The sequence below is a fragment of the Marinobacter sp. GH_1 genome (assembly GCF_048595985.1).
GTDB lineage: Bacteria > Pseudomonadota > Gammaproteobacteria > Pseudomonadales > Oleiphilaceae > Marinobacter > Marinobacter shengliensis.
On sequence record NZ_CP184460.1, the window covers coordinates 4,131,790 to 4,157,545 of the forward strand.

Annotated in this window: 19 protein-coding genes; 17 read left to right on the forward strand and 2 right to left on the reverse strand. The window is 59.6% G+C overall.

Features of this window, described 5'->3' with window-relative positions:
• Positions 1 to 8 precede the first annotated feature (8 nt).
• The 7 genes from ACNSOI_RS18835 to ACNSOI_RS18865 all read left to right on the forward strand — a co-directional run bounded on the left by ACNSOI_RS18835 (position 9) and on the right by ACNSOI_RS18865 (position 12,362).
• Positions 9 to 7,607 carry an Hpt domain-containing protein gene (locus ACNSOI_RS18835; protein ID WP_420194775.1) on the forward strand — a complete coding sequence of 2,533 codons (7,599 nt, stop codon included), beginning with the start codon at positions 9 to 11 and terminating at the stop codon, positions 7,605 to 7,607.
• Entirely contained in the window at positions 7,607 to 8,659 is a 1,053-nt protein-coding gene (locus tag ACNSOI_RS18840; RefSeq protein WP_058090785.1) for a chemotaxis protein CheB, read from the forward strand. The genes ACNSOI_RS18835 and ACNSOI_RS18840 overlap by 1 nt, the downstream gene beginning before the upstream one ends.
• Before the next feature lie 11 nt (positions 8,660 to 8,670).
• Positions 8,671 to 9,132 (forward strand): chemotaxis protein CheW, encoded by a 462-nt coding sequence (locus ACNSOI_RS18845; RefSeq protein WP_058090786.1) that lies wholly within the window; start codon positions 8,671 to 8,673, stop codon positions 9,130 to 9,132.
• 74 nt (positions 9,133 to 9,206) lie between these two features.
• On the forward strand, positions 9,207 to 9,698 hold the full coding sequence (locus ACNSOI_RS18850) for a Fur family transcriptional regulator (RefSeq protein WP_058090787.1): 492 nt from the start codon (positions 9,207 to 9,209) through the stop codon (positions 9,696 to 9,698).
• Positions 9,691 to 10,464 carry a zinc ABC transporter ATP-binding protein ZnuC gene (gene znuC / locus ACNSOI_RS18855; protein ID WP_058090788.1) on the forward strand — a complete coding sequence of 258 codons (774 nt, stop codon included), beginning with the start codon at positions 9,691 to 9,693 and terminating at the stop codon, positions 10,462 to 10,464. Before ACNSOI_RS18850 ends, znuC begins: the two co-directional genes overlap by 8 nt.
• Positions 10,451 to 11,263, forward strand: coding sequence for a zinc ABC transporter permease subunit ZnuB (gene znuB, locus ACNSOI_RS18860; RefSeq protein WP_286252494.1), 813 nt, complete (start codon positions 10,451 to 10,453; stop codon positions 11,261 to 11,263). The genes znuC and znuB overlap by 14 nt, the downstream gene beginning before the upstream one ends.
• An 82-nt stretch (positions 11,264 to 11,345) precedes the next feature.
• Positions 11,346 to 12,362, forward strand: coding sequence for a PAS domain S-box protein (locus ACNSOI_RS18865; RefSeq protein WP_420194776.1), 1,017 nt, complete (start codon positions 11,346 to 11,348; stop codon positions 12,360 to 12,362).
• Here the strand turns inward: ACNSOI_RS18865 and ACNSOI_RS18870 are convergent.
• Complete coding sequence (locus ACNSOI_RS18870) at positions 12,350 to 13,432, reverse strand: patatin-like phospholipase family protein (protein WP_354447751.1); 1,083 nt, start codon at positions 13,430 to 13,432, stop codon at positions 12,350 to 12,352. The two genes, ACNSOI_RS18865 and ACNSOI_RS18870, sit on opposite strands and share 13 nt — an antisense overlap.
• A gap of 139 nt (positions 13,433 to 13,571) precedes the next feature.
• Between ACNSOI_RS18870 and ACNSOI_RS18875 the strand changes: the two genes are divergently transcribed.
• A complete protein-coding gene (locus ACNSOI_RS18875) occupies positions 13,572 to 14,651 on the forward strand; it encodes a GGDEF domain-containing protein (protein WP_227513146.1) in 1,080 nt (359 codons plus the stop codon).
• 6 nt (positions 14,652 to 14,657) lie between these two features.
• Here ACNSOI_RS18875 and ACNSOI_RS18880 read toward each other — a convergent pair whose 3' ends face one another.
• On the reverse strand, positions 14,658 to 15,578 hold the full coding sequence (locus tag ACNSOI_RS18880; RefSeq protein WP_106696081.1) for an alpha/beta fold hydrolase: 921 nt from the start codon (positions 15,576 to 15,578) through the stop codon (positions 14,658 to 14,660).
• Positions 15,579 to 15,756: 178 nt separating this feature from the next.
• Here ACNSOI_RS18880 and folE point away from each other — a divergent pair, with 178 nt between their 5' ends.
• From folE to ACNSOI_RS18925, 9 genes are all read left to right on the forward strand, one after another.
• On the forward strand, positions 15,757 to 16,326 hold the full coding sequence (gene folE / locus ACNSOI_RS18885; protein WP_058090792.1) for a GTP cyclohydrolase I FolE: 570 nt from the start codon (positions 15,757 to 15,759) through the stop codon (positions 16,324 to 16,326).
• A gap of 25 nt (positions 16,327 to 16,351) precedes the next feature.
• Entirely contained in the window at positions 16,352 to 16,726 is a 375-nt protein-coding gene (gene folX / locus ACNSOI_RS18890) for a dihydroneopterin triphosphate 2'-epimerase (protein ID WP_072675972.1), read from the forward strand.
• A gap of 19 nt (positions 16,727 to 16,745) precedes the next feature.
• Positions 16,746 to 17,183: a CoA-binding protein gene (locus ACNSOI_RS18895; protein ID WP_106696082.1), complete on the forward strand. Its 438-nt coding sequence runs from the start codon at positions 16,746 to 16,748 to the stop codon at positions 17,181 to 17,183.
• Positions 17,184 to 17,379: 196 nt separating this feature from the next.
• Positions 17,380 to 19,602 carry a bifunctional diguanylate cyclase/phosphodiesterase gene (locus ACNSOI_RS18900; protein WP_420195734.1) on the forward strand — a complete coding sequence of 741 codons (2,223 nt, stop codon included), beginning with the start codon at positions 17,380 to 17,382 and terminating at the stop codon, positions 19,600 to 19,602.
• A gap of 53 nt (positions 19,603 to 19,655) precedes the next feature.
• Positions 19,656 to 19,976, forward strand: a complete 321-nt coding sequence (locus ACNSOI_RS18905; RefSeq protein ID WP_354447758.1) for a hypothetical protein — start codon at positions 19,656 to 19,658, stop codon at positions 19,974 to 19,976.
• Between the two features lie 248 nt (positions 19,977 to 20,224).
• Entirely contained in the window at positions 20,225 to 20,668 is a 444-nt protein-coding gene (locus ACNSOI_RS18910; RefSeq protein WP_354447760.1) for a MerR family transcriptional regulator, read from the forward strand.
• Positions 20,661 to 23,249, forward strand: a complete 2,589-nt coding sequence (locus ACNSOI_RS18915) for a heavy metal translocating P-type ATPase (RefSeq protein WP_420194777.1) — start codon at positions 20,661 to 20,663, stop codon at positions 23,247 to 23,249. Before ACNSOI_RS18910 ends, ACNSOI_RS18915 begins: the two co-directional genes overlap by 8 nt.
• A gap of 132 nt (positions 23,250 to 23,381) precedes the next feature.
• Positions 23,382 to 23,831 (forward strand): DUF411 domain-containing protein, encoded by a 450-nt coding sequence (locus tag ACNSOI_RS18920; RefSeq protein WP_058090796.1) that lies wholly within the window; start codon positions 23,382 to 23,384, stop codon positions 23,829 to 23,831.
• A 157-nt stretch (positions 23,832 to 23,988) separates the two neighbouring features.
• On the forward strand, positions 23,989 to 25,707 hold the full coding sequence (locus ACNSOI_RS18925) for a sensor domain-containing diguanylate cyclase (protein ID WP_058090797.1): 1,719 nt from the start codon (positions 23,989 to 23,991) through the stop codon (positions 25,705 to 25,707).
• Positions 25,708 to 25,756 lie beyond the last annotated feature (49 nt).

A 25,756-nucleotide genomic window follows, 5' to 3' on the forward strand; every position in this document is an offset into this window, starting at 1 on the left:
GAGTGGTTATGGGCAATCACCATGACAGTATCGCCCTCGACTGGGTTCGGGGCGAAATACAGGACACGCTGACCCAGGGCCAGCATGCACTTGAAGCGTACGTCGATAATCGTGACGATACCGCGCGCCTGCGCTTCTGCCTGAACTACCTCCATCAGGTACACGGTACCCTGCAGATGGTGGAACTCTACGGTGCAGCCTTGCTGACCGAAGAGATGGAAAAGCTGACCCAGGCCATCCTGAACGAAACCGTCACCAATGTTGACGAAGCCGTTGATGTCCTCATGCAGGCCATCCTGCAGCTGCCCCAGTACCTCGAACACCTCGGCAGCAGTCGTGACGATTTTCCGATGGTGTTGCTGCCGCTGCTGAACGATCTCCGGGCCGCCCGGGGCGAAGCCCTTCTGTCGGACACCTCACTGTTCAAACCGGATCTCAGCCCATCCCGGATCCGGGTAAGCAGCAAAGTCTCCGAACGACTGCATGACCCCAAGGTTCTCGGCCACCTGCGCAAGCTGCGGCAGATGTACCAGTTTGCCCTTGCCGGCGTGGTCCGGGAGGCCGACCTGGCCGCCCATTTCGATTACATGCAAAAGGTCATCCAGCGCCTGATCCGCCTGTGCCAGAAAACACCCCGCGGTGAACTCTGGAAAGCCGCCAGCGCCTTTGTCGAGACCCTTCGGGCCAACGTGAACCCGGTCAATACCGCAGTTAAATCCCTGTTACGTGAACTGGACGCCGAGATTCGACGGCTGACCGACGAGCACGCCGATATTCTGCAGCAACCAGTACCGGAAGCCCTGTTCAAGCACCTGCTGTATTACGTGGCACGTGCCCGTGACCTGGACAGCCCGCAGGTCAATGCACTCCGGGACGCCTATCAGCTAACCAGCGCGCTACCGTCCGAAGACGACGTTGACGCGGCCCGTACCCGCGTGTCCGGCCCGGGCCGTGATGCCATCCATTCTGTTGTCAGCGCCCTGAACGAGGAGCTGGCCCGCCTGAAAGATCAGCTCGATCTGTTCGTGCGCGCCGAACTGCGTCAGAACACCGAGCTTGACGAGCTGCTGCCGGGCCTTCGCCAGGTTGCCAATACCCTGGCCGTTCTGGGCCTCGGCATCCCCCGCAAGGTGGTAACCGAGCAGGTTGAACTGGTCGAAAAACTGTGTGGCCAGGCCGAGCCCGCCGACGATGGCACCCTGATGGACATCGCCGGGGCACTGCTCTATGTCGAAGCCAGCCTAGCCGGCCTGGACAGTGACCGGCGGACTGACGTTGAGTCGGGCAGCCAGGATGGCGAACGCCCCAATATGGGCAGTCTCGAGCTGGGTGACGCCAGTGAAGCCCTGCTCCGGGAGTCGCGCAACACCCTCGAGCAGGTCAAGTCGGCCATCGTCAACTTCATTGCCTCGCAATGGGATACCCGGGAAATCGACCATGTTCCCGGCCTGTTGCACAGCATTCGCGGCGGGCTGAGCCTGGTACCGCTGGATCGCGTGGCAGACATGCTGGCCTCGGCTGAGCGTTACGTTTCCGATGTCTTGCTGAGTAACAAGCAGGTACCTGACTGGAAACAGCTGGACACCCTGGCCGATGCCGTCACCAGTATCGAATACTATCTGGAGCGCCTGGCGGAAGGCATCAGCGACAACGATTCCATTCTGAGAGTGGCTGAAGACAGTCTGGCCGGGCTTGGCTTCCCGGTAGGCCAGGAGCCAACCTGGAACCTCGACCAGCAGGCGTCCGAATCCACCTCCGTGCCGACTGTGGACGTTCAGGAGCCGGGCGACACCCCGGATGCGGCCAAGGCATCGGATGACGAGCTGGTCGATGACGAAATTCTGGGCATTTTCGTGGAGGAGGCCGAAGAGGTTCTCCAGACCATCCATGAATTCTACCCCCGCCTGCGCCAGAGCCACGACGATCGCGAGGCACTGACCGAAGTGCGCCGCGCCTTCCATACGCTTAAAGGCAGTGGCCGTCTGGTAGGTGCCTCCAGTATCGGCGAACTGGCCTGGTCGGTTGAGAACCTGCTGAACCGGGTGATCGATCAGACCATCAAGCCCAGTGACGACCTGTTTGCACTGGTCGATGAAGTGAACAGCCGCATTCCATCACTGATTAACGAATTCAGGGATGGCCACAGCAGCGGTGACGTTGCCGAACTGATCGAACGGGCCGAAGCCCTGGCCACCACTCGCCGGGCCGATGCCGAGGACGCCCCTGCACCAGCAGAGCAGCCCGAGACCAGCTCTGTTCCCGAATCTGCGCAACCGGATGAGTCTCTGTCGGAAGAGATTGCACAGCCGGCCGCCACCGACGCCAGTGACAGTGATGACCTGATCGACGATGAGATTCTGGAAATCTTCATCGAAGAAGCCGGGGAAGTGCTCGACACCATCCGCGAATACCTGCCGATGCTGTTGCGCCAGCACGACGACCGCACCGCCCTGGCGGAAGTGCGCCGCGCCTACCACACCCTGAAGGGCAGTGGCCGGATGGTGGGTGCCGAGGTAATCGGCGAACTGGCCTGGTCTGTGGAAAACATGCTCAACCGGGTCATCGACGGCAGCATTTTCATGAACGACGACGTGGCACAACTGGTTCAGGACGTGACCGACGCCGTCCCTGCCCTGGTGTCTGATTTCGAGCAACGTCGCCCCGCCAGCGTCGATACCTCGGTCATGCAGGCCCGGGCAACCGCCCTGGCCAACGGCGAGATTCCGGACGCCACCTCCATGCCCCCGGCGGAAGCCGAGATAGGTGATGAAGGCCAGACAGCCCAGGATACCGGTCTGGAACACGCCGAACCGGAATTCGATGCGGGCGCCGGTGAGCCAGATCAGGACGTCGATCCCGTTCTTCTCGAGATTTTCGAGAACGAAACCGAAACCCACCTGCAAACCCTCAAGGATTATCTGGCCGCAGCCGGTGACAAGACCTCGGCCGCCTACACCGATGACCTTTCCCGGGCCCTCCACACCCTCAAGGGCAGCGCCCATACTGCCGGTATCGGCCCGATTGCCGAGGTTATTACGCCGCTTGAACGCTTTGTTAAAGAGTCCAGGGCCCAGAACAAGCGTGCGGACCGGGACGTTCTGGAACTGATCGAACAGGCCAGCCGCTACCTGACCGAAGGCCTGGCCCAACTCAGAAGCAACCCGCAAGGGTCGCTCGAGGGCACCGATGAATACCTGGCAAGACTGCAACAGATCAGCCAGCAAACCCTGCTTTCACATGCCATGTCTGACGACGAGCAGCAGTCTGAGCAGGCGCCGACGCAACTGGTTCAGCTGTTCCTCGGTGAAGGTCTGGACATTGTTCTGGACGCAGAATCGATCCTCGACGACTGGGCACAGCACCCGGAGCGCACCGACTCACTGGCCACCTTGCGTGAGGAACTGGAACAACTGACCCGGGGAGCCTCGGATGCCGGTCTGACAGATGTAGCCAACCTGGCCGCTGCCCTGACTCGCACCTACACCGCGGTCGCAGAAAATCAGCTGACACCGGGCGACGACTTCTTCGCCACCGTTCGCCCAGCCCAGGAACAACTGATCAACCTGATGGATCAAGTGGCTGCCGGTCTCGCCACCGAACCCAGCGACGGTTTGATCGAAGAGCTCGACGAACTGGCCAGCGCATCATCGCAAGCCAGTGAGGAACCGAGCGAGTTCGACCAGCAGTTCACCGAGGATCTGGAAGAAATCGACCTCAGCCTCGAACTGGAAGAACTGGACCAGGGTGCGCCCGAACCCGCCGAGAGCGAGCAGCCACCGCTGCCGGAACTGTCCTCGGATGACAGCGATATTGACGAGGAACTGGCGGAAATCTTCCTCGAGGAAGCCCGCGACCTGATCAACAGCACCGCCGATGCCCTGCAGAGCTGGAGCGAAGATACCGGCAACCTGGACATCCTGCGCCTGCTGCAGCGTGACCTGCATACCCTTAAGGGCGGTGCACGGCTTGCCGACATCCCCTCGGTGGGCGACCTGTCCCATGAACTTGAAAACCTGTTCGAGGGACTGACCGAGCAGAAGTTTGCCGTCACCGACACCCTGTCTGATCTGCTGTTCCGCTGCCATGACCGTCTGGCAGGCATGGTAGAGGCCCTGGAAACCCAGGAGCCACCAAGGCCGGCACCGGATCTGATTGCCGAGATCCACGCCTACATCGATACCGCACGGGGCTCACGGCCGGTCACCGACGTCAGCCTCTCTGACACCGTAGACGTGTCCGAAGACCAGGAGCTGCCGCTGCCCGAGGCTGACGAGGCACCAGAAGAGACCACTGCGGAAGACGAATTACAGGCCACAGACCTTTCACACCTTGATCCTGAATTGGTAGGCATTTTCCTCGAGGAAGCCTATGACCTGATCAACTCCACCGGCAGCTCGTTACATGCCTGGAGCGAAGATCCATCGGATCGCGAGGTCGCAGCTGTCCTGCAGCGGGAAGTACACACCCTCAAGGGTGGCGCCCGCATGGCCGGTGTCGACGCCATCGGCGACCTGACTCACGTGCTGGAAGATCTTTTCGAGAAAGTGGCGGAAGGCCAGCTCGACGCCAGCGGCGAAATGACTGACCTGCTGTTTGCCTGCCACGACCGTCTGGCTCAGATGGTTGAACAGGTCGCCACCCAGAAGCCCTGCCCGCCGGCCGATGAATTGGTTCAGCAGGTGGAAGCGATTCTGCGGGGCGAGACCCCGGCGCCAGTGCAAACCTTGCCTGCCGCAGAGGTGGAGGAGGCGGAAGAGCCAGGCGCCGAGGATCAGAGCCCGGAGACCATCGCCGAGCCCGGCACTGATGTCCATGAAGAACCTACCGGGACTCTGGCAGCCGCCTCCGATGACGACCTGATTGGCATCTTCCTGGACGAAGGCCTGGAGATTCATGAAGCCATCACCGAATGCCTCGACCAGTGGCGTGAAGAACCGGACGAACTGGCCGGCATCACCCGATTGCAGCAGGAACTGCATACCCTTAAGGGTGGCGCCCGCCTGTCCGATGTCGACCCGATTGCCGACCTTGCCGAGGCCTGGTCGGACGCGCTGGATACTCTGGTCTCCGGCGGTAACGATCAGCAAGGTCTGCTGACGCTCAGCGACCGGGCCCTGGCTAGCCTCAAGTCCATGCTGGATACCATTGAAGCAGGCCAGAAACCTAAGTCTGACAGCGACCTGATTGCCGACTTCCAGGCCACCGGCCAGGTGTCCGACGACCTGGCGGAGACCCCGGAGGCATCCGCCGAGGCCGACTCGGATGTGGTCGATCCAGAAGTGCTGGAGATCTTCCTGGAGGAAGCCGGCGAGATCATGGACCAGCTCGAGCAGCTGCTGGATGACTGGCGCAAAGAGCCAGCCAACCATCATTTCAACCAGGAGGCCCAACGCGCCCTGCACACCCTCAAGGGTGGCGCACGGTTGTCGCAACTTAGCGAACTGGGTGACAAAGCCCATGCCTTTGAAACCCGCTTGATTGATTTGGGTGGAAACGCTCCGGACGACAGCCAGTGGCAGGCGATTACCGAAGACCACGACGCTATTATTGGTTTGGTGTCGGCTATCCGCACTCGCTTTGAGTCGGGTGCACCGGTTATTGCACCGTCACAGGCGCAGCCTGATTCAACGCAGCCTGAGCCGACATCTGAGCGGCCAGCCGAGGTACCGGCCCCGCAACCACAAACGCCGGCCAAACCGGCCCAGGAGCAGCCCAAGCCAGAAAAAGCACCGGCCAAGATCCGCAACAAGGCGGCTGAAGCCCAGCGAGCGGCCCAGGAAACCATACGGGTTTCTGCGCCATTGCTGGACGAACTGGTTAACCTGGCCGGTGAGACCAGTATTACCCGGGGCCGCCTGGAGCAGCAAACCAGCGATTTCAGCCACACCCTGGACGAAATGGCCGCCACCATCGAACGTTTGCGAGAACAGCTGCGCCGGATGGATATCGAGACAGAGGCCCAGATTCTGTTCCGGGCGGAACAGGAACACGGCCCAGACTACGGCGACGACTTCGATCCGCTCGAAATGGACCGTTACTCATCCATCCAACAGCTGTCCCGGGCACTGTCCGAGTCATCCTCTGACCTTGCCGACCTGAGGGAAACCCTGGCCGACCGGGTACGGGATACCGAAACTCTGCTGGTACAGCAGTCCCGGATCAACACGGAACTCCAGGAGGGTCTGATGAAGACCCGGATGATTCCGTTCGCCTCGATGGTGCCACGCCTGCGCCGTATCGTGCGCCAGATCAGCGGCGAGCTGGGCAAGAAAGTGGACTTTGACGTTCGTAACGCCGAAGGCGAAATGGACCGCAATATTCTGGAGCGCATGATCGCGCCCCTGGAGCATATGCTGCGTAACGCCCTGGACCACGGCATCGAGACCCCGGAAGAGCGCAAGAAAGCCGGCAAGCCTGCCACCGGTGAAGTGACGTTGTCACTGACCCGGGAAGGCGGCGATGTGGTTCTTAGGATGATCGATGACGGCAAGGGCATCCCGGCCGATGTGATTCGCGATAAAGCCGTTCGGCAGGGATTGATGCGGGCAGATGAAGACCTGTCAGAGCGGGAAATCCTGCAGTTTATCCTGCAGCCCGGCTTCTCCACCGCCCAACAAGTTACCCAGATCTCTGGCCGTGGTGTGGGTATGGATGTGGTCGGCAGCGAGATCAAGCAACTGGGCGGCAGCCTGGATATTGACTCGGCCCTGGGCCGCGGCACCACCTTTACCGTGCGCCTGCCGTTTACCGTGTCGGTGAACCGCGCCCTGATGGTGGCTACCGGCGAAGACTTCTATGCCATCCCGCTCAACACCATTGAAGGTATCGTGCGGGTCAGCACCTACGAGCTGGAAGAGTATTACAAGCCGGATGCCCCCATGTACGAATACGCCGGCCAGCAATACCGCCTGCAGTATCTGGGCAGCCTGCTGAACAGTGACCATCATCCGAAACTGCAGGGTCAGGCATTGCCGTTACCGGTAATTCTGGTGCGCGGTGCCGAACAGCCCATGGCCTTGCAGGTGGACCACCTGATGGGCAGCCGGGAAATCGTTGTTAAATCCCTGGGGCCGCAGTTCAGTACCGTGCGCGGTGTGTCCGGCGCCACCATTCTGGGTGATGGTAACGTGGTGGTGATTCTTGACCTGCCAGCGATGATTCGTTCCGACATTCTGTCCGAACGGCAACGCCTGGCGAACCTCGAAAAAGCCCGGGAAACCAGCCGCTACGAAGAGAAAATCACCACCGTTATGGTGGTGGACGACTCGGTAACCGTGCGCAAGGTTACCTCTCGATTGCTGGAACGAAACGGCATGGAAGTCATCACCGCGAAGGACGGCCTGGATGCGGTGGCCCAGCTTCAGGATCATCGCCCGGACATCATTCTGCTGGACATCGAAATGCCCCGGATGGACGGTTTCGAGGTGGCCAGTTTCGTGCGCCACGACGACAACCTGAAGGAAACACCGATCTGCATGATCACCTCCCGAACCGGAGAGAAACACCGCGAACGGGCACTGTCGATCGGGGTCAACGAGTATCTGGGCAAACCGTTCCAGGAAGCCGAGCTGCTTGACACCATCAAGCGGTTGACCGGGAATCAGTGATGGCCGGCCAATCTGGCCGGCCCGGGGTCGGGATTGTTTCCGATGTGGTCCTGCAACGCCACCGGTTGCAGGCCGCCACCGGTAAATTCGGCCTGGAAGTGTCGTTTTCAGGCGATCCGTCCCGACTGATGGACTATCCGGAATTCCCGGATGCATGCCTGTGGCTGGTCACCCTGGAAGACGAGGCTGACCATCCAGCGCTGTTTGATCATTTGCTGGAAAATACCGACGCCCCGGTACTTTTCGGGGTTGATCAGGCGCCCAAACCCGGCAGTACAGACTATTTCCGTTGGGAACGACGGCTTGTGGACAAGCTGGAGCAGCAACTTGGCCACCTGGAGGCCCTGGACACCGCCAGCGATCTGGAAGAATTGGTGGAGACCACACCGGCGCTTCATTCGGCACCGGAACTGCCTCGTTGGATTGCCCCGGCAGCGCCAGGCTCATTGGCAGAGGACGTCTGGGTGCTGGGCGCTTCCCTGGGCGGACCCGCTGCCGTCAAAACGTTTCTGGACAATCTGCCACCGGGATTGCCGGTGGGCTTTGTGTACGCGCAGCATATTGATGGCAACTTCACCGAGGTACTGACCCGGGTTCTTGGCCGACATGCCCACTACCAGCTCAAACGAGCGGAAGAAGGCTACCGGGTACGAAACGGTGATGTGGTGCTGATGCCGGTTGAGCGGGAATGGACGTTCGACACCCAGGGCCAACTGACAGAACGCAACACTCCCTGGCCTGGTCCCTATGGCCCGTCCATTGACCAGGTCTTGCTTAACGTCGCCGATTACTACGGCAAGCGTTGCCACGCCATCCTGTTTTCCGGCATGGGCAACGATGGCGCCATTGCAGCGCCCATGCTTAAAGCCTACGGCAGTCGCATCTGGGTGCAGGAAAGCAAGAGTTGCGGCAACAGTTCGATGCCGGATTCGGTCGCCGCTACCGGCTGCAGCAGCTTCTGCGGCACACCGGAGCAACTGGCGAAGGAACTGGTGAAAACCATTGAGAACAACTGTCTGCTCAAAAGCCGGCAGAAACGGGATTCCGCCTGAGGTAACACGCCATGAAAGAGAACAGCCAATCCCTCTCCTGTGTCATGATTCCGGTCAGTGACCGGCAACTATTGCTACCCAACGTGTCGATCGCGGAAGTGGTGGATTTTAACAGCACCGACGCCGGCGCCAGTACCCCGGAATGGCTGGTAGGCTTTCTGGACTGGCGTGGCCTTACCCTGCCGGTCATATCCTATGACGCGGCCAACGGCGGGATCCTGACCGTACCCGGAGACAACCGGGGCAGAATCATTGTGCTCAACACCATCGGTGATGGCCATCAGCAGGCCCCGTTCATGGCGTTGGTCACCCAGGGCATTCCCAGCCAGGCCCGACTGGTGGAAGAGCAGATCCGGAAACTGGACGGCGAAGCCGGACCGGCCGACCTCATGCAGGTGGAAGTCGACGGCGAAGCCGCCTGGATTCCCAACCTCGAGTACCTGGAGTCACTGGCGCTAACCGCCAGACACTGATGACCACCTGGTCACAGCCGTAGCAGTACAGCCTGCAAATGTTATAATGTTGCAAACTTTGCAGGATCCAGACTATGCCCGAACGCGCGCTTCCTTATCGCCCGCACAACCACGAGGCCTGTGTCAGCCAGGCCCTGGCGGATGCCCGGGCCATTTGCCGACAACAGAATGCCCGCCTCACCCCCATCCGTGAACGGGTTCTGGAATTGATCTGGCAATCTCACAAGCCCCTCGGGGCCTACGACATTCTCGCCATGCTGGGCACCGAGGGCCATAACGCCGCCCCACCCACCGTGTACCGGGCCCTGGATTTCCTGTTGCAATACGGTCTGGTGCACCGGATTGCCTCCCTGAACGCATTTACCGGCTGCACCCATGCCGGTGAACACCACCGGGGCACTTTCCTGATCTGCCGAGAATGCGGAAACGTACTTGAGTTGGACGCACCGGACGTCACTCGCGCGGTAGAAGCCGCGGCGGCTGACGTAGCCTTCCGGCCCGAAGAAATCACCATGGAAGTGGCCGGTCGTTGCCCCCGGTGCCAGGGAGAACCCGGCCATGCCTGATGCCCTGGTGCGCCTGCATCAGCTGACCGTACAGTTCGACGACCGCCCGGTGGTGGACCGTGTTGAGATGGCGGTTCGCAGGGGCGACATCATCACCATTATCGGTCCCAATGGTGCCGGGAAGACCACCCTGATCAAAGCTGTTCTGGGTATCCAGAAGCCCAGCTCTGGCAAGGTCTCGCTGGCCAACAGCCTGGTCATTGGCTATGTGCCCCAGCACCTGTCACTGGAAGCGACCCTGCCCCTGAGCGTACGCCGGTTCATGCTGTTGAGCGGCCGCTCCGGCGCAGAATGCGAAGCCGCGCTGGAGCGCACCGGTGTCCGGCACCTGCTGGATGCCTCGGTGCATCACCTGTCAGGCGGCGAAAAACAGCGTTTGTTGCTGGCTCGGGCACTGGCACGGCGACCGGACCTTCTGGTGCTGGACGAACCCGCCCAGGGTGTGGATATCAACGGCCAGGCGGCCCTGTATGACCTGATCCGCCAACTCCGTGATGAGCTGAATTGCGGTGTGATCATGATTTCCCACGACTTGCACCTGGTCATGGCCGCCACCGACAAGGTCATATGCCTGAACCAGCACGTGTGTTGCAGCGGTTACCCGGCCGACATTTCTCACGACCCCGCGTTCATCGAGACCTTTGGCCACCAGGTGGCAGAATCTCTCGCAGTCTATCATCACAATCACAACCACCGTCATAACCTGCACGGTGACATTGTGACCAGCACAGACGTTCAGGGAGCCTGTGACCATGAGCATCATTGATTCTGTGCTCGGGGATTTTTTCTGGCGGGCACTGCTGGGTGGACTGGGTGTTGCACTGGTGGCTGGCCCCCTGGGCTGCTTCGTGGTCTGGCGGCGAATGGCGTATTTTGGCGACACCCTTGCCCATTCCGCGTTACTCGGCATCGCCCTGAGTTTCCTGATCAGTGTTCCACTGAACCTGGGCGTGATCATTACCTGCGTCACCATTGCTGTCGCTCTGGTCTTGCTCTCGCGCACCCGGGCCTTGGCCACCGACACCTTGCTGGGCATTCTCGCCCACAGTGCACTGGCCATCGGTCTGGTTACCCTGAGTTTCATGCCGGATGTGCGGGTTGACCTGACTGGCCTTCTGTTCGGTGACCTGCTGGCCATGAGCCGCCAGGACCTGTTGTGGATTTACGGCGGCGCGGCTTTCGTGTTGACCCTGCTGGCAATACTCTGGCGCGGATTGCTGATGAGCACCATTCATGAAGAGTTGGCCCGGGTGGAGGGAATACCCGTGGAGCGTTTGCGGTTGGCGCTGATGCTGATGTTCTCCCTTGTGATTGCCGTGGCGATGAAGATTGTCGGGGTCCTGCTGATTACCGCCCTGTTAATCATTCCTGCGGCCACCGCCAGACGCCTGGCCAGAAATCCGGAACACATGATGGCACTGGCGGTGGTGTTCGGCTTTATCGCCGTGACCGGCGGCCTGACGCTGTCCTGGCACCTGGATTCTCCAGCCGGGCCGTCGGTGGTGGTGACAGCCTTCCTGGCTTTTTTGCTGGTGTACGGTACCGCCCGGAGCGCCAGCCGATAAACGCTTCTGTCTTTCGAAAGCACCGGAGCTGGTCTAGAGTAATCTGGACACACTTTCGGTAACAGCTCCAGAGGCCTTCAGCATGGACAGCGACCTCTCTGACATCCCTGATCCGGGCCCACGCCGGCCAGGCCTCTGGCCCGGGCTCTGGGGCCCGGCCGTCATTCTGGTCTGCGGCGTTCTTCTGAGCCTCCTGACGGCCCGCCTTGCCTCAGACATGGCTCATCAGCTTGCCCACCAGCATTATCAGGCTCTGCACCAATCCCTGGTCAGCCAGGTTGTCATCCATCTTGCCCGGCTATCGCAGGTAGACGAACAGCTTCAAGAGCTCCGGGATACCCTGGCAACCGGACTTCATGACGGCATCAGTCTCAGAATCGATACCCTGGAGCGCCACACCAAGAAACCACTGATACAGCTGGGCAGCGCCCGACATCCGTCGGGTATTGACGCCCTGAGAACCGAATTGCAGACCAACGGCCGGCACTGGATGGTGACCACCTTGCCGGATACCCGGTTGCTGGCGTCGCCGGCCCGGCGTATGGGGTGGCTCGTTGGCGCCAGTGGCGGGATGATTACCGCCGTGGCAACGCTGCTCGTCCTCGCCCTCTGCCGGCAGGCTGCCCGGAAAGACGACAACGGTCATCGGTTGGCCAGGCTGAACAGGATCGCTGACCAACGGATCACCAACTTGCAGGTCGAGAAGAACGTGCTGCGCCAGGCACTGAATGACAGCGAATCCCGCAGTCGGGACCTGGTCGCGCTGTCGGGAGCCATTGTCAGCGAACTGGATGAACAGGGGCAGATAGGATTCGTATCGGCACAGGTAGCGGATGTGCTGGGACTGGCGCCGTCAGACCTTGTCAACCGGCCGTTCAGCGAACTGGTCGCCGAGCCCGACCGTGAACGCTTCGACCAGTGCCTGGCCGCAGCCCGGCAAGAGGCCACCCTGGCCAGGGTAGATGTGAATCTGTTGCACCGCAGCGCCGAGCGGACGGTCCCGGCGGTGGTGCGGGTGATGGTATTGAAGGACCCGATCCACGGAGTGACAGGCTTCAGACTGAGCGCACTCAAGATTGCCAATGGCTACAATGGCTGAACCTGATCCAGCAGGCGCCCGCTCTCCACAAGTTCGAGGAACTCGTCCCCCAGCCGGTCACTCTCGGCAATGGATGCGCGCCAGGATCGTTCACGGCCTGAGTCGTCGCCAAGGTACTTCTCGAAGTCTTTCCGGTCTGGCAGTTTGCGGTCCGGCAGGCTGTCCAGATACGCCCGGGACGGGGAGACCAGCAGCACATCCTGTAATCGGGTGGCATCGCCCCGGCGCCACGGCAAAGTCTTGTCAAACCAACCCGGCACTACCTTATCGGTAAAGTGCGGGTACAGGATGATGCCCGGTTGCTCGTAGGGCAGATCCAGGTGGTAGTCCAGCAGCCCGCCATCCCGGTAGACGCCATCCGGGGCTCCGGGAATATTCCGAACACCGGACATAACCAGCGGAATTGAAGCGGAGGCCAGTAGCGCAGGCAGCAGATTGTCCCCAGACAGCGCCACTTCATGGCTAGGAAAATCCACCAGCTTGGACACCGGCGTCCTGATGCGGGCATCGTGCACGATACCCCGCTCCATGAATCGGCCAAGGTGGCGACGACTGACCATATTGGCGCTGATTGCACTCATCAGGCCCAGACCCAGGCGGCCCCTGGCGTCGTGTTCCAGCAAGCCCAGGCTGCGCACAACCACCACATTCAAACGGTACCAGGGGTGATTGAGGATATACTCCTCCCGCCCACCCAAAAGTTCTTCCAGAAACAGAACACTCTTGCGGGACACCTCGGCGGCACTGACCCCCTTGGCAAAACGCTGGCTGGTATAGAGTTCCGCCAGCCTGGCTAGTTGGCCTTTCGGATCGTTGGATGAGGCAATCGCCGCGAACCGCCAGCTGCCGATGGACGAGCCGATCAGCACCCGCTCTTGCGGTGCCCGGGGCAACCAGTCACCGAAGATGGCCTTGTCCAGACCGCTGATTCCCAGGGCTTTCGGGCCACCGGCGGCGCCGGGTATCACATGGACGTCCGCCGGTGTTAAAGGCTTGTCCCTCAGGCGCTGAAGGGCCCGTCGCCCAGCCCGGATGGTCAGCGCCGGTGTTCGGATCTGGATTGCAGTCATCACGTGTTCCTGCTTACGGTTCTGGTCAAAGTCCCGGGAGTTTATCGAAACCTGCAGTGGCCAGCCAATAACTCCGTGCTAGACTTGAGCCATCAGTGTTTCAGGGAAGTATGCCAGCCATGAGCTGCAGGAGTAGGCTGTGAACCTTTTTGCCTCGCCGGATACCATGGCGACCAATCCAACCCTTGCAGTATTGGGTTTCAAACGTCAGCTGGTGTACCACCTGCATATCTGGGCCTTTATCGCCGTGGCACCTCTGGTGATGGTGCAATGGCAACACGGTAACTTTCTGCTGTCTGCCCTTCTGATTCTGTTCTGTGTCAACGCAGCCCTGGTAATCCTGTTCCTGCGGTTGCGCAGTGTCTATTTCCTGAAAGGGCGCCTGTTTCCGATTCTTGCCGTGGTCTGCGCGGCCTACTCGACATCCATTAACGGTCACGCTGGTCTTTACTGGGCCTATCCAGCGGCTATCGCACTGTTTTTCCTGTTACCGCTGAAAGAAGCCATTGTCTGCAACATCATTTTTGTCAGCGTCATGGCCGTGGTGTCATTCCTTCAGTTTCCCGAAGCCGATTTCTGGCGGATCACCTTCTCCCTGGGGCTGAGTTGCCTGTTTGCCATGATCTTCGCCTGGCTGGTGGGCCGGCTCCAACAGGAGCTGACCCGGCTGGCCACGACTGACCCGCTCACCGGCTGCCTGAACCGGTCTCAGCTGGCCGACATTCTGAACAGCCAGATTCAGCTGCGGGAGCGCTATGAAAGGGTGTCCAGCCTGGTGCTGATTGATCTGGATTATTTCAAGACCATCAATGACCGCTGGGGGCACCTGGCCGGCGACCGGGTGCTTAAGGAAATGACCATCCGGCTGCGCAAGCGACTGCGGGAAAGTGATCAGCTGTTCCGTATTGGCGGCGAAGAGTTCATGGTGGTGTTGCCGGAAACCCGCCAGAAAGATGCCGACACCCTCGCCCATCAGTTACTGACCAGCATCAGTGCCAGGCCGTTCCTGGATGACATAAAGCTGACCGCCAGTGCCAGCGTGGCGGAAGTGTGCCGCGGCGAGACCTGGTCGGTTTGGCTGAACCGTGCAGATCAGGCGCTGTACGACGCCAAGGCAAAGGGCCGCAATCAGGTGGTCAATGCGGCTCGGCCATCCAATGAACCAGCGCACACCGCGGGGCCATCAACTCCGGCCAGTGATACCAGCGCGGCGATTTGAACAAGATCAGGACTCAAGCCCGGCGCGGAAATCCCGGTAAGCACTGAATACATCCCAGGGCGATTCGAAGTGCGGGTAGTGGCCGATGTTCCTCAGGCTGATGACGTCCGGGTTCCGGATCAATTCCCGGTAGCGCCGTGCCGTGGCCGCGCCCGAGACCGGATCCGCAGCGCCGGAGATCAGGCGCATCGGCTGTTGGGCATTCTGCAAAGCCCCCACCCAGCGATTACGATGGCAACGGCGTTCCTCCATAAACTGGATCAGTTCGTGCAGGATCCCACGGCCATTGTTGTAAGTGAGAAGATGCCAGAAGTCCTCCAGATCCTGCTGGGCAGGAGGATTCCGGTCACCAAACAACCGGCGGAAATTCCGTTCGAAACTACCCCGGGTAAGCCCCCGGCTGATCAGTCCACCAAGGGGACTCTTCAGAACTTTCTGGATAAACAGCGGGCTGTGCACCTCGGGAAACAGGCCACCGTTCAGCAAACACACACTGGTGATGTCGAAAGACAAAGACCCTTCCTGGTCCCTGGCCAACAGCTCCTGGGCAACCGAAGAGCCGTAGTCGTGGGCGAACAAGTGCACCGAATCCAACCCCAAACCTTCGATCCAGCCCTGGATCAAATCCGCCTGGTCCTCAATGCTGTAAACATAGTTGCGGGGCTTGTCAGAAAACCCGAAGCCGAGCATATCGACAGCCAGTAGTTGGTGGCCGGACGCCAGCATCGGCCATAACCGGCTCCAGTCCCAGCTGGCGGTCGGAAAACCGTGCAGAAGCACCAGTGGCGAGCCTTTGCCGGCCATGCGACTGAAGATGGCGTGGCCATCGTAGCTGAACCATTTACCGGCCTGCTGCCAGGCCTCGAGGGTATAGGTATCCTGGCGGCTGTCTGCCCTGATTTGTGAACCGGGTATTACCTGCTCCATTTGTTCGTCCCGACATACCTGCGGAACCTCCACTTTAGTCCAAAGCCGTACAGGCTGCCATATCACTAAACGCTGCCCGTGAACTGGTCCATAATGGGCAAACCGGCGTAAACCGTGGAGATGGCCTGAAAATTCCCTTAAGCTTGCGCCCTTTATCAGACACAAACCGGAAACGATTATGACCTTACCTCTGGACGACCTTGCTGGTCACTACCGCGCCATCATTGAAGGCCTCGGCGAAAATGCCGACCGCGAAGGTCTTCAGGACACTCCGATGCGGGCCGCCAAGGCCATGCAGTTCCTGACCCGGGGTTACCAGCAGGATCTTGCCGACCTGGTCAATAATGCTGTGTTTGAATCCGCCATGGATGAAATGGTGGTGGTCCAGGACATCGAGCTGTACAGCATGTGTGAACATCACATGCTGCCCTTCATCGGAAAATGCCACATCGCCTATCTGCCCCAGGGCAGGGTACTGGGCCTGTCCAAGTTTGCTCGCATTGTGGACATGTATGCTCGCCGCCTGCAGATTCAGGAGAACCTGACCCGCCAGATCGCGGAAGCGGTGGAAAGCGTTACCAATGCCAAAGGTGTCGCCGTGGTTATCGAGGCCCAGCACATGTGCATGATGATGCGGGGCGTGGAGAAACAGAACTCCCGGATGAAAACCTCGATGATGCTGGGACAGTTCCGGAAATCACAGGCCACACGTACCGAATTTCTTACCCTGATTGGCAACAATCGCTGAACCAGACGCCGAAAACGGAGGCATCATGACAACCATGACTGGTGATCACCTGGCCCGTGTCAGGATCAAGAACCTTCTGCTGCGTGCCTACATTGGCATCAAGGAAGAAGAGATCAACAACCAGCAGGATGTGGTGATCAACGTCACCCTTCGCTACGATGCCTCCGCCGCCATTGACCAGAACGAAATCTCCGCTGCCCTGAATTACCGCACCATCACCAAGCAAATCATCGGGCATGTGGACGGCAACAGTTTTGCTCTACTGGAACGGCTGACCCACGAAGTTCTCGAAATTGTGATGGAACATCAGGCCGTGCAGTGGGCACAGGTAGAAATCGACAAGCCGCACGCGTTACGCTATGCGGAATCGGTCTCTGTCTGTCTTGAGGCCCACCGTTAATTCTTCGAGGTCTGCCCCGATGCCCAGCAATGCCCCTGACCAGATCCGGGATATTCTCGAATCTGTTCGCACCATTGCGTTGGTTGGTGCCAGCGAGAAAACCAACCGCCCCTCCCACGAAGTGATGGAATATCTGCAGCGCCAGGGCTACCGTGTGATCCCGGTAAATCCGCGCCTGGCCGGCCAGCAAGTGCTCGGTGAGACAGTGTATGCTGACCTGGCATCACTCCCGGAACCCGTAGACATGGCTGAGCTGTTCCTGGCCCCGGAACGCACCGATGCTGTGATCGACCAGGCTATTGAACAGAAGATTCCGGTACTCTGGCTGCAGATCGGCGTGATTAACGAGCCCGGTGCCGCCCGCGCCGAAGCCGCCGGGCTGAAGGTGGTCATGGACCACTGCCCGAAACAGGAGATCCCGAAGCTCGGTATTGGGCCCATCGTTGAACAGGCCTGACTCCGTGTACCTGCAACCATCACTGCTCCAACCCGCTTCCGGAGTACCAGACCCAATGGGGCATGGCCAAACAGGATAACTATGGCTCATAATCAAGCGCGATTGGCCGTTAAACCTGTTCAGCCTGTCTTTTAACGATCTGGAGTACACTGTGGCAAAACCCGAAACCGGTACCAGCCTTGTTGTCCGATGGCTTATGAGCCCGGTGTTTGTACTGGTCATTTTTCTGGTTTTTCTTGCCATTGCCGCAGGCCTCCGGGAAGGGCTTATCCAGCAGGATAACCGTCAGATCGAAGCCAACCTCCGTAATGAAGCCAGGGCGCTGACGGATAACCTGGAGCGGGAATTCCTGGTGCACGTTCAGGCCATCGGGCGCATGGCCTATCGACTGTATACCCAGCCCGACACCCCGGAATCGCAATGGCGTGTGGACGCACGCAACTACCTGGAAGATTTTGGTGTTTACCAGGCCATCGAGTGGATTGATTCCAACTACATCATCCGATGGCTGGAACCGCTGGCTGGCAATCAGGACGTGGTGGGTTATAACGTGGCGTTCAACGACCAGCGCCGCGAAGCACTGGATAAAGCAGCAGCCACCGGTGATTATGATCTGTCCGGTATCATCGATCTTCGCCAGGGCGGCAAGGGCATGGTGATTTATTACCCCGTGGGCGCCGGAGACACCAATAACGGCTACATGGCCGGTGTGTTCAGGATGGAAGTTCTGGCCGAGCAGTTACTGACCAGCCGGGTACTGGAACACTTTCAGATTGAAATCCGGGACTCCGGAGAGCCTGCCTACGTTCTCAACTCAGACACCGAGATTGCCAGGAACTTCAGCTTCACCGTGCCCGTGCAGTTCCCCACTCTGGATTGGACCCTGACGTTACGCCCCAATCAATCCTGGGTCGACAGCCAACGCAGTTCCTGGCCGATGCTTACTTTCGCAAGTCTGGTCTTTATGGGCCTGCTTACCAGCCTGACCACTTTGCTTGTCCAGTTGATCCTCAAGCGTAACCAGGCGCTTTTGAAAACCCGCCGGGAGCTGGAGCGGGAGATTGATCAGCGTATCGCCATGCAGGTGGACCTGGAGCGACTGGAATCCACCGATACCCTCACTGGCCTGGCCAATCGCCGGTTCTTCATGGAAGACCTGGCTCACACCCTGAACATCGCCGACCGGCAAATGCGCCAGGTGGGGCTGGTCATGATTGACCTGGACAGGTTCCAGATGCTCAACGATTCCCTCGGCCATCAGTTTGGCGACGAATTGTTGATCAAGGTCTCTGAGCGGCTGAACAGCCTGAGTAATGAGCGGATTCTGGTGGCCTACTCAGGCGGCGACGAGTTCATGATCTGCCAGCAACACGTCGACGACATTGATGATGTGATTCACCTGCTTGGCCAGATCAAGCAGTGCTTTGCCGAACCATTCGAGGTTCAGGGCGATGCCCACAGCATTACCGCCACCATGGGTGTCGCCGTGTATCCCCAGAGCGGGCTGGACGCCGACACCCTGCTCCGCAATGCCGATATTGCCCTTTACCGTGCCAAGGAGCAGGGCCGCAATACTTACCAGTTCTACACCGAAGGCATGCAGGACCGTGAGGTGATGCGCCTGGAGCTGGACAAGGATCTGAGCCAGGCCCTGGCCAACGACGAGTTTGTGCTGTTTTATCAACCCCAGCTGAACCTGCAAACCGGTGAGATCAACAGTGTGGAAGCCCTGATCCGCTGGCAGCACCCCCGCCGGGGGCTTTTGGCACCCATCGAGTTCATCCCCCTGGCGGAAGAGAGCGGTCGGATTACCGAGATCGGCCGATGGGTGGTGCTTGCCGCCTGTCGCCAGCTCGCCAATTGGCGCGGCACGGCTTGCGAGCAACTCAGGATCGCGGTGAATCTTTCGGGCCGGGAGCTGGATGATGAATCATTGGTGGAACATGTACGGGATGCCCTGCTATCGGAAGAAGTGGACCCGAGCATGCTGGAAGTGGAGCTGACGGAAGAGATCTTCATCCAGAACATTGAACACAACCTGAATCAGTTGTCGCGTCTGCATCAGCTGGGGGTTCACCTGGCCATTGATGATTTCGGCGTGGGCTATTCGTCTCTCGGCTATTTGCGGGATTTCCCGGTAGATCTGCTGAAAATTGACCGGTCGTTTATCACCGATGTGACCGAGCGCCATGACGACGCGGTCATCACTCGGGCCGTGATCAATCTTGCCCACAACCTCGGCATTCAGGTGGTGGCCGAGGGCGTGGAAACCGAGGAGCAACTGAATTTCCTGAAAGCGCACCGTTGCAATCTGGCCCAGGGTTATCTGATCAGCCGGCCGATTCCAGCGGAAGACCTGGAGACAGCGTTGGCGGAAGGCATCCTGTTTACCGGTCAATCGATCAATTCGGGTTTGTAATGGCGGTTTCTGATCCCCAAACTTCTCTGTAACTTTTTCTTTGAGTGATGTTTATGTCTGCCAGATATCTGACTCCGGAGCAGGATGCCAGGCTGCGCCGCTGGGAGCGCTGGAACCGGAATTATTTCATGTTTGCGTTTGTGGCGCTGACGGTGGTGTTGGTGTTCAGTAGTCAGTTGGGGATTTCCAGTGGTGATGAGTGGGGGTCTCTGGGGGTGCTGCTGGTGTTGTTGGTGGTGCCGATTATTGTGTTGCAGTTGCGGCTGCAGTGTCCCGCCTGTGGGGTGAAGATTGGCTGGCAGGCTAAGCTGATGGCGCCTGATCAGTGCAAGTCTTGTGGTGTGTTTCTTCGCTCTAAGAATTCTTCTTCCTGATATCCTGCCTGAAAACCTTTGACCTGTGAGTTGGTCAAAGGTTTTAGTCTATCCTTCAACGTAGCGAGCTTGCCGTGCTGGCACGGGGGTAGCCCTTCCGAAAACCGCTGCAAGTACGTCCCTGTACGCTTGTCTCCGCCATCCATGGCTCCGAACATTTTCGGAAGGGCTACCCCCGCACCAGCACTCCGCTGACTTGATTCGTGGATTCTCGCTAACCGTTTACCACTTTGTGCTGGACGCCGTTTATGAAGGTCAAAGAGATCGCCACCGCCGCCGGGGTAAACCCCGATACCGTCCGGTTCTACACCCGGGAAGGTTTGTTACAGCCCACGCGCAACCCGGACAACAACTACCAGCAATACGATGCCGAGGATCTGCGCCGGCTGCGGTTTGCCCGTAAGGCACGGCAACTGGGGTTTTCGTTGCCGGAGATTCGGCAGATTCTGGCCCGGGCGGATGATCAGCATTCGCCGTGCCCGATGGTTCGGGACGTGTTTCAGCAGCGGTTGGTGGTGGTTGAACGGGAAATTGCGGAGTTGCAGCAGTTGCGCAAGCGGATGATTTCGGCGCTGGCTGCCTGGCAGGAGATGCCGGACGGGACGCCGGATGGGCATACGATTTGTCGGTTGATTGAGTACTGGGACGATCCCTCGGCCGAGTCTTGTTGCGAGGAGCCAAAGCATGAGTGATGCACCTGAGCTTAAACCGGCGCTGTCGATTTCCGGAGCCTCGTGTCAGGGCTGTGCGAAGAAGATTCGCAATGCTCTGGAGCCGTTGACCGGCAGTACCGAGCGGGTTGCGGTGGATATCGAGGCGCAAACGGTGGCTTTGCCTGACGGGGTGGATCTGGCCGAGGCGGCGCGGGTGGTAACCGAGGCAGGGTATCCGGCGGAGCCTGTGGCGACGTCAGAGCCGGCATCGTGTTGTGCTTCGAAGAAGGCTTCGTCCTGCAATAGCCAATCCGACAATACCAGTGCACCAGCCAAGTCGGCCAAAGAACACGCACAAGCATACGAAGCAGCAGACGATGACCAGGTTGTGCTGTCGGTTTCCGGGGCTACTTGTGCGTCCTGTGTTGCCAGTATCGAGAAGGCGTTGCTGTCGGTGCCGGGGGTGACCCATGCTCATATGAATCTGGCGGATAACACAGCCACGGCCAGCGGCAAGGCGGAGCCCGACGCGCTGATTAAAGCGGTGGAAAGTGCCGGCTATGGTGCCAGCGTAATTGAGGATGCCGACGCGGCTGATGATCGCCGGCAAGCGGAGGATAAAAAGCAGTACAAAGTGCTGCTGGTGAAGATGGCCATCAGTCTGGGCCTCGGCTTGGTGTTGATGGTCTGGGGTATGGGTTTCGACACCATGATGGTGACCGAGGCCAATCAGCTTACCTGGATCAATTTCGGCGTTCTGACCCTGGGTGTGATGATCGCTACCGGTGGGCATTTCTTCACCGGGGCCTGGAAGGCCTTCAAACACCATAACGCCAACATGGACACCTTGATTGCCCTGGGTACCGGTACCGCCTGGCTGTATTCCATGGTGGTGTCGAGCGTGCCGGAGCTGCTGCCGGAGATGGCGCGGCATGTGTATTTTGAAGCTTCCGCCATGATCATCGGCCTGATCAACCTGGGCCAGGCATTGGAGCTGCGGGCCAAGGGCAAAACCTCTGAGGCGGTGCGGCGGTTGCTGGACCTGCGGGCCAAGACCGCCCGGGTGATTCGCAACGGCGAAGAACAGGACCTTCCCGTTGAGCAGGTTCGCAAGGGCGACCACATACGGGTTCGGCCCGGAGAGAAGTTGCCGGTAGACGGGGTGATCGTGGAAGGCAGCACCCGCATCGACGAAAGCATGCTGACTGGCGAACCCATGCCGGTGAGCAAGGCGAAGGATGATGAGGTGTCGGCCGGCACTCTGAACACCCACGGTTCGATCATTTACGAAGCCACCCGTGTCGGCAGCGAGACGGCGCTGGCGCAGATCATCAAGCTGGTGAAAAAAGCCCAGGGCTCGAAACCGGCCATTGGCCGGTTGGCCGACAAGATTTCCTCGGTGTTCGTGCCCACGGTCATGCTGGTTGCCATCGGCGCGGCACTGGTCTGGTACAACGTGGGGCCAGAGCCGGCGGTGGTTCACATGATGATAGCGGCCACCACCGTGCTGATCATTGCCTGCCCCTGTGCTTTGGGCCTGGCCACGCCGATGTCGGTGATGGTGGGCGTCGGCAAGGCTGCCGAGTATGGCGCGCTGATTCGCCAAGGGGATGCGTTGCAGACCGCCGGCAAGATCGATCTGGTGATTCTGGACAAGACCGGCACCATCACCGAAGGCCACCCGGCCGTCACGCGGATGACCGCCGTTGATAATAACGAGACCACCTTGTTGGCACTGGCAGCCGGGCTGGAGCGCCACTCCGAGCACCCACTGGCAGAAGCGGTGCTGAACCGGGCCCGTGAAGATGGCGTAGAGCCTGAGACAGTGACAGACTTTGAAGCACTCAACGGTAAGGGCGTGCAAGGTCAGTTCGATGGCCAGAGGGTGCGCCTCGGCAACCGGCGCTGGCTGGAGGCCGAAGGCATCAACGTAACAAACCTGGATTCGGCCGCCAACACCATTACCGAGGAGGCCGGCACGCCGTTATTTCTGGCGCTGGGTGATCAGGTACAGGGCGTTATCGGGGTAGCCGACGCCATCAAGCCGGATTCCGAAGCCGCCATCCGCCGCCTGCATGACGCGGGTATCAAGGTGATGATGGTCACAGGGGACGTTGATGCCACCGCCAGGGCCATCGCCTTGAAAGCCGGCATTGATGACTACCGGGCCGAGGTACTGCCCGAAAACAAGGCCGAAGTGGTCAGCGAAATGCGCGGTAAAGGCTACACCGTGGCCATGGTGGGCGATGGCATCAACGACGCCCCGGCCCTGGCAGCCGCGGATGTCGGTTTTGCCATTGGCACCGGCACCGATGTCGCCATTGAAAGCGCAGCCATAACCCTGATGCGCGGGTCCCTGCACGGGGTGCCGGATGCCATCGAGATTTCCCGGGCAACCGTCACCAACATCAAACAGAACCTGTTCGGAGCGTTTGTATACAACACAATGGGTATTCCCGTGGCCGCCGGCCTGCTCTACCCTGTGTGGGGCATCCTGATGAGTCCGATTCTGGCGGGTGCCGCCATGTCGTTGTCGTCGGTGACGGTGGTATCCAATGCCAACCGGCTGCGCCTGTTCAAAAGCAGCCACACCCCGGCAAGGCAAGAGGAGCGGAACTGATGGAGACGATTCTGGTCAACGCAGCAGGGCTGGCCCTGATGGCCGCCGTGGTTTGGTGGTTCTGGTTATCCGGCAACAAATCCGGGCAGAACCAATGATCCTGTTCACACACGCATTACCGAGGTAACCGCCATGAAAAAACACACCTTAGCCCTTGGCCTGGTGGCCGCCCTGGGGTTCAGCACCACGGCCGTCGCCGGCGGAGCCGCCCAAAGCATTCACGTGTATAAATCGCCCACCTGCGGTTGCTGTGGCGACTGGATCGACCACCTGGAAGAAAACGGGTTCGACGTCACCGCCACCGACACCGATGACATGGGCAAGATCAAGGCCGACGCCGGCCTGATTCCAGGCCTGGGCAGCTGCCACACCGCCTTTGTGGGTGACTATGTGGTGGAAGGCCATGTGCCGGCGGATGATATCAAACGCCTGTTGAGCGAGGCCCCGAAAGCCACCGGCATCAGTGTTCCGGGTATGCCCATAGGCTCGCCCGGCATGGAGATGGGTGATCGCAAGGACCACTACAAGGTCATCCTGTTTAACAAGGAAGGTCAGACCCGGGTGTTTGCCGAGCACAACTGACCGTTTTGCACTCAGGTCAGGATTTCCGCGTGCAGCCGGCCAGGCTGCGCGCTCATGAAGTTTGCGGGTCTGTCTGTTTTTTCTACACTGTCGTTCCGGGCTGTTCTATTATGAACCTCAGTGTTGGAAACAAAACACATACTCGCAGGGACTTAGCTTGAGCCTTAAAACCCGCCTTCTCGGCCTCGCATCAATACTGATCATTCTCGCGGCGTCTGCCTCCTGGCTGGCCTACCGGGAGCTGTCAGAAGACATCATCGAACGCTGGGGCAAGCAGGTTACTGAAATTCAGGTGCGCTACGACAGCGCCCGACTGTTGCAGTCCCTGGAACGGGAAATCGGCCTGGCCCGGCAAATGGCGCAATCCTCTACCCTGCTGCAATGGGCCGCCAGCCCGGACAATCCCGAGCTGACCTCCGCCGCCATCCGCCAGATGGAGAGCTTCCGCAATAACTTTCGGGACAACAGTTACTTTGTTGCCCTGCGGGAGAATGGCCACTATTACTACAACAATTCCGACAATCAGTATGCCAATGACCAGTTCCGTTACGTACTGGATCCGGAAAAGCCGGATGATGCCTGGTTTTTCCAGCTGATTGAGGAGGGCCGGGACTTCCACCTGAACGTAAACCCGGACCAGGAACTGGGCGTCACCAAGTTGTGGATTGATGTGCTGATGCGTGATGAGCGCAACGAGATTCTCGGCATGGTCGGCACCGGTCTCAATCTCGACACCTTCCTGCAAGATATTGTCGACATAGGCCAGGAAGGCATAACCACACTGTTCGTGGACTACAACGGCGCCATTCAACTGTACCGCGATCGCAATTACATTGACTTCGCCAGCATTATCAAACCCGAAGGTCAGAAGAACACGGTGGACCTGCTGTTTGAGGATCGCCAGGACAAACAGCAGATCCTGGGCATGTTGCAGATGCTCAAACAGCGCAACGGCGAGGACGGCGCAGTGGAAAGCGGGTTTGTCACCATTGATGGCCGCAAGCACCTGGCAGGAGTGGCCTTCCTGCCGGCCATAGGCTGGTTCGAAATCACCTTGCTCGACCTGAACGCCCTGGTGCCAACCAGCTACCTGTGGCCGCTAGTGGCCGTCTTCCTTATGTCGCTGCTGGTCTCGCTGATCGCTTTTCATCTGATCATTCAATCACGCATTCTCAAACCGGTATTGAGCCTGGAGGCTGCGGTGATGCGGTTGCGGGAGGGTCGGTTTGACCTGCCCTACCTGCCCAAACCAGATAACGAAATCGGCCGGTTGGTGGACCACTTTGAAAAAATGACCAGCACGATGCGGGATACCACCGCCGAGTTGGAGCACAAGGTCGCGAAACGGACGGAAGAACTGCACCGGCTGGCCCGGGTGGATGCCCTCACCGGCCTGAAGAACCGCCGTGGCCTGGATGAAGTCATCGAACAGGAAATCCAGCGGGCCGAACGTGAAGGCAAGGGATTCGGGCTGATCTGGTTGGACATCGACCACTTCAAAACCATCAACGACACCCGTGGCCATCAGGCCGGTGACGACATTCTGTGCCGGGTAGCGCTCTGGCTGAAAGCTACGGTTCGTCCCTATGACCACCCGGGCCGCTGGGGTGGCGACGAATTTGTGGTGCTGCTGTCCCCCTGCGACAAAGACACCCTGGAACAGATTGCCAACCGGGTGCGAGCCAGCGTGGAGCAGGAAAGCCAGCGCACGGGTACATCGGTCACCATCAGCGTGGGCGGCTATTTCAGCCAGCCAGGCGATGACATGGATACCCTGCTACGTAACGCCGATCAGGCCCTGTACCTGGCCAAGCGGGGAGGGCGTAACCGGGTTTGCATCCACGCTGCTCCCGGCGAGGAGACACACCCGGCCTGACAGATCTGACTCCCACCTGCATAACCGTTATACTCCGCTGCATCATCCA

Bases quoted from the DNA above. Each gene is read 5' to 3' on its own strand.
- ACNSOI_RS18835 (WP_420194775.1), top strand. From the start codon at position 9: ATGGGCAATCACCATGACAGTATCGCCCTCGACTGGGTTCGGGGCGAA.
- ACNSOI_RS18880 (WP_106696081.1), bottom strand. From the start codon at position 15,578: ATGGAGCAGGTAATACCCGGTTCACAAATCAGGGCAGACAGCCGCCAG.
- ACNSOI_RS18910 (WP_354447760.1), top strand. From the start codon at position 20,225: ATGAAGGTCAAAGAGATCGCCACCGCCGCCGGGGTAAACCCCGATACC.
- ACNSOI_RS18895 (WP_106696082.1), top strand. From the start codon at position 16,746: ATGCCCAGCAATGCCCCTGACCAGATCCGGGATATTCTCGAATCTGTT.
- ACNSOI_RS18865 (WP_420194776.1), top strand. From the start codon at position 11,346: ATGGACAGCGACCTCTCTGACATCCCTGATCCGGGCCCACGCCGGCCA.
- ACNSOI_RS18920 (WP_058090796.1), top strand. From the start codon at position 23,382: ATGAAAAAACACACCTTAGCCCTTGGCCTGGTGGCCGCCCTGGGGTTC.
- folE (WP_058090792.1), top strand. From the start codon at position 15,757: ATGACCTTACCTCTGGACGACCTTGCTGGTCACTACCGCGCCATCATT.
- ACNSOI_RS18900 (WP_420195734.1), top strand. From the start codon at position 17,380: ATGAGCCCGGTGTTTGTACTGGTCATTTTTCTGGTTTTTCTTGCCATT.
- ACNSOI_RS18840 (WP_058090785.1), top strand. From the start codon at position 7,607: ATGGCCGGCCAATCTGGCCGGCCCGGGGTCGGGATTGTTTCCGATGTG.
- ACNSOI_RS18845 (WP_058090786.1), top strand. From the start codon at position 8,671: ATGAAAGAGAACAGCCAATCCCTCTCCTGTGTCATGATTCCGGTCAGT.
- znuC (WP_058090788.1), top strand. From the start codon at position 9,691: ATGCCTGATGCCCTGGTGCGCCTGCATCAGCTGACCGTACAGTTCGAC.
- znuB (WP_286252494.1), top strand. From the start codon at position 10,451: ATGAGCATCATTGATTCTGTGCTCGGGGATTTTTTCTGGCGGGCACTG.
- ACNSOI_RS18870 (WP_354447751.1), bottom strand. From the start codon at position 13,432: ATGACTGCAATCCAGATCCGAACACCGGCGCTGACCATCCGGGCTGGG.
- ACNSOI_RS18905 (WP_354447758.1), top strand. From the start codon at position 19,656: ATGTCTGCCAGATATCTGACTCCGGAGCAGGATGCCAGGCTGCGCCGC.
- folX (WP_072675972.1), top strand. From the start codon at position 16,352: ATGACAACCATGACTGGTGATCACCTGGCCCGTGTCAGGATCAAGAAC.
- ACNSOI_RS18850 (WP_058090787.1), top strand. From the start codon at position 9,207: ATGCCCGAACGCGCGCTTCCTTATCGCCCGCACAACCACGAGGCCTGT.
- ACNSOI_RS18915 (WP_420194777.1), top strand. From the start codon at position 20,661: ATGAGTGATGCACCTGAGCTTAAACCGGCGCTGTCGATTTCCGGAGCC.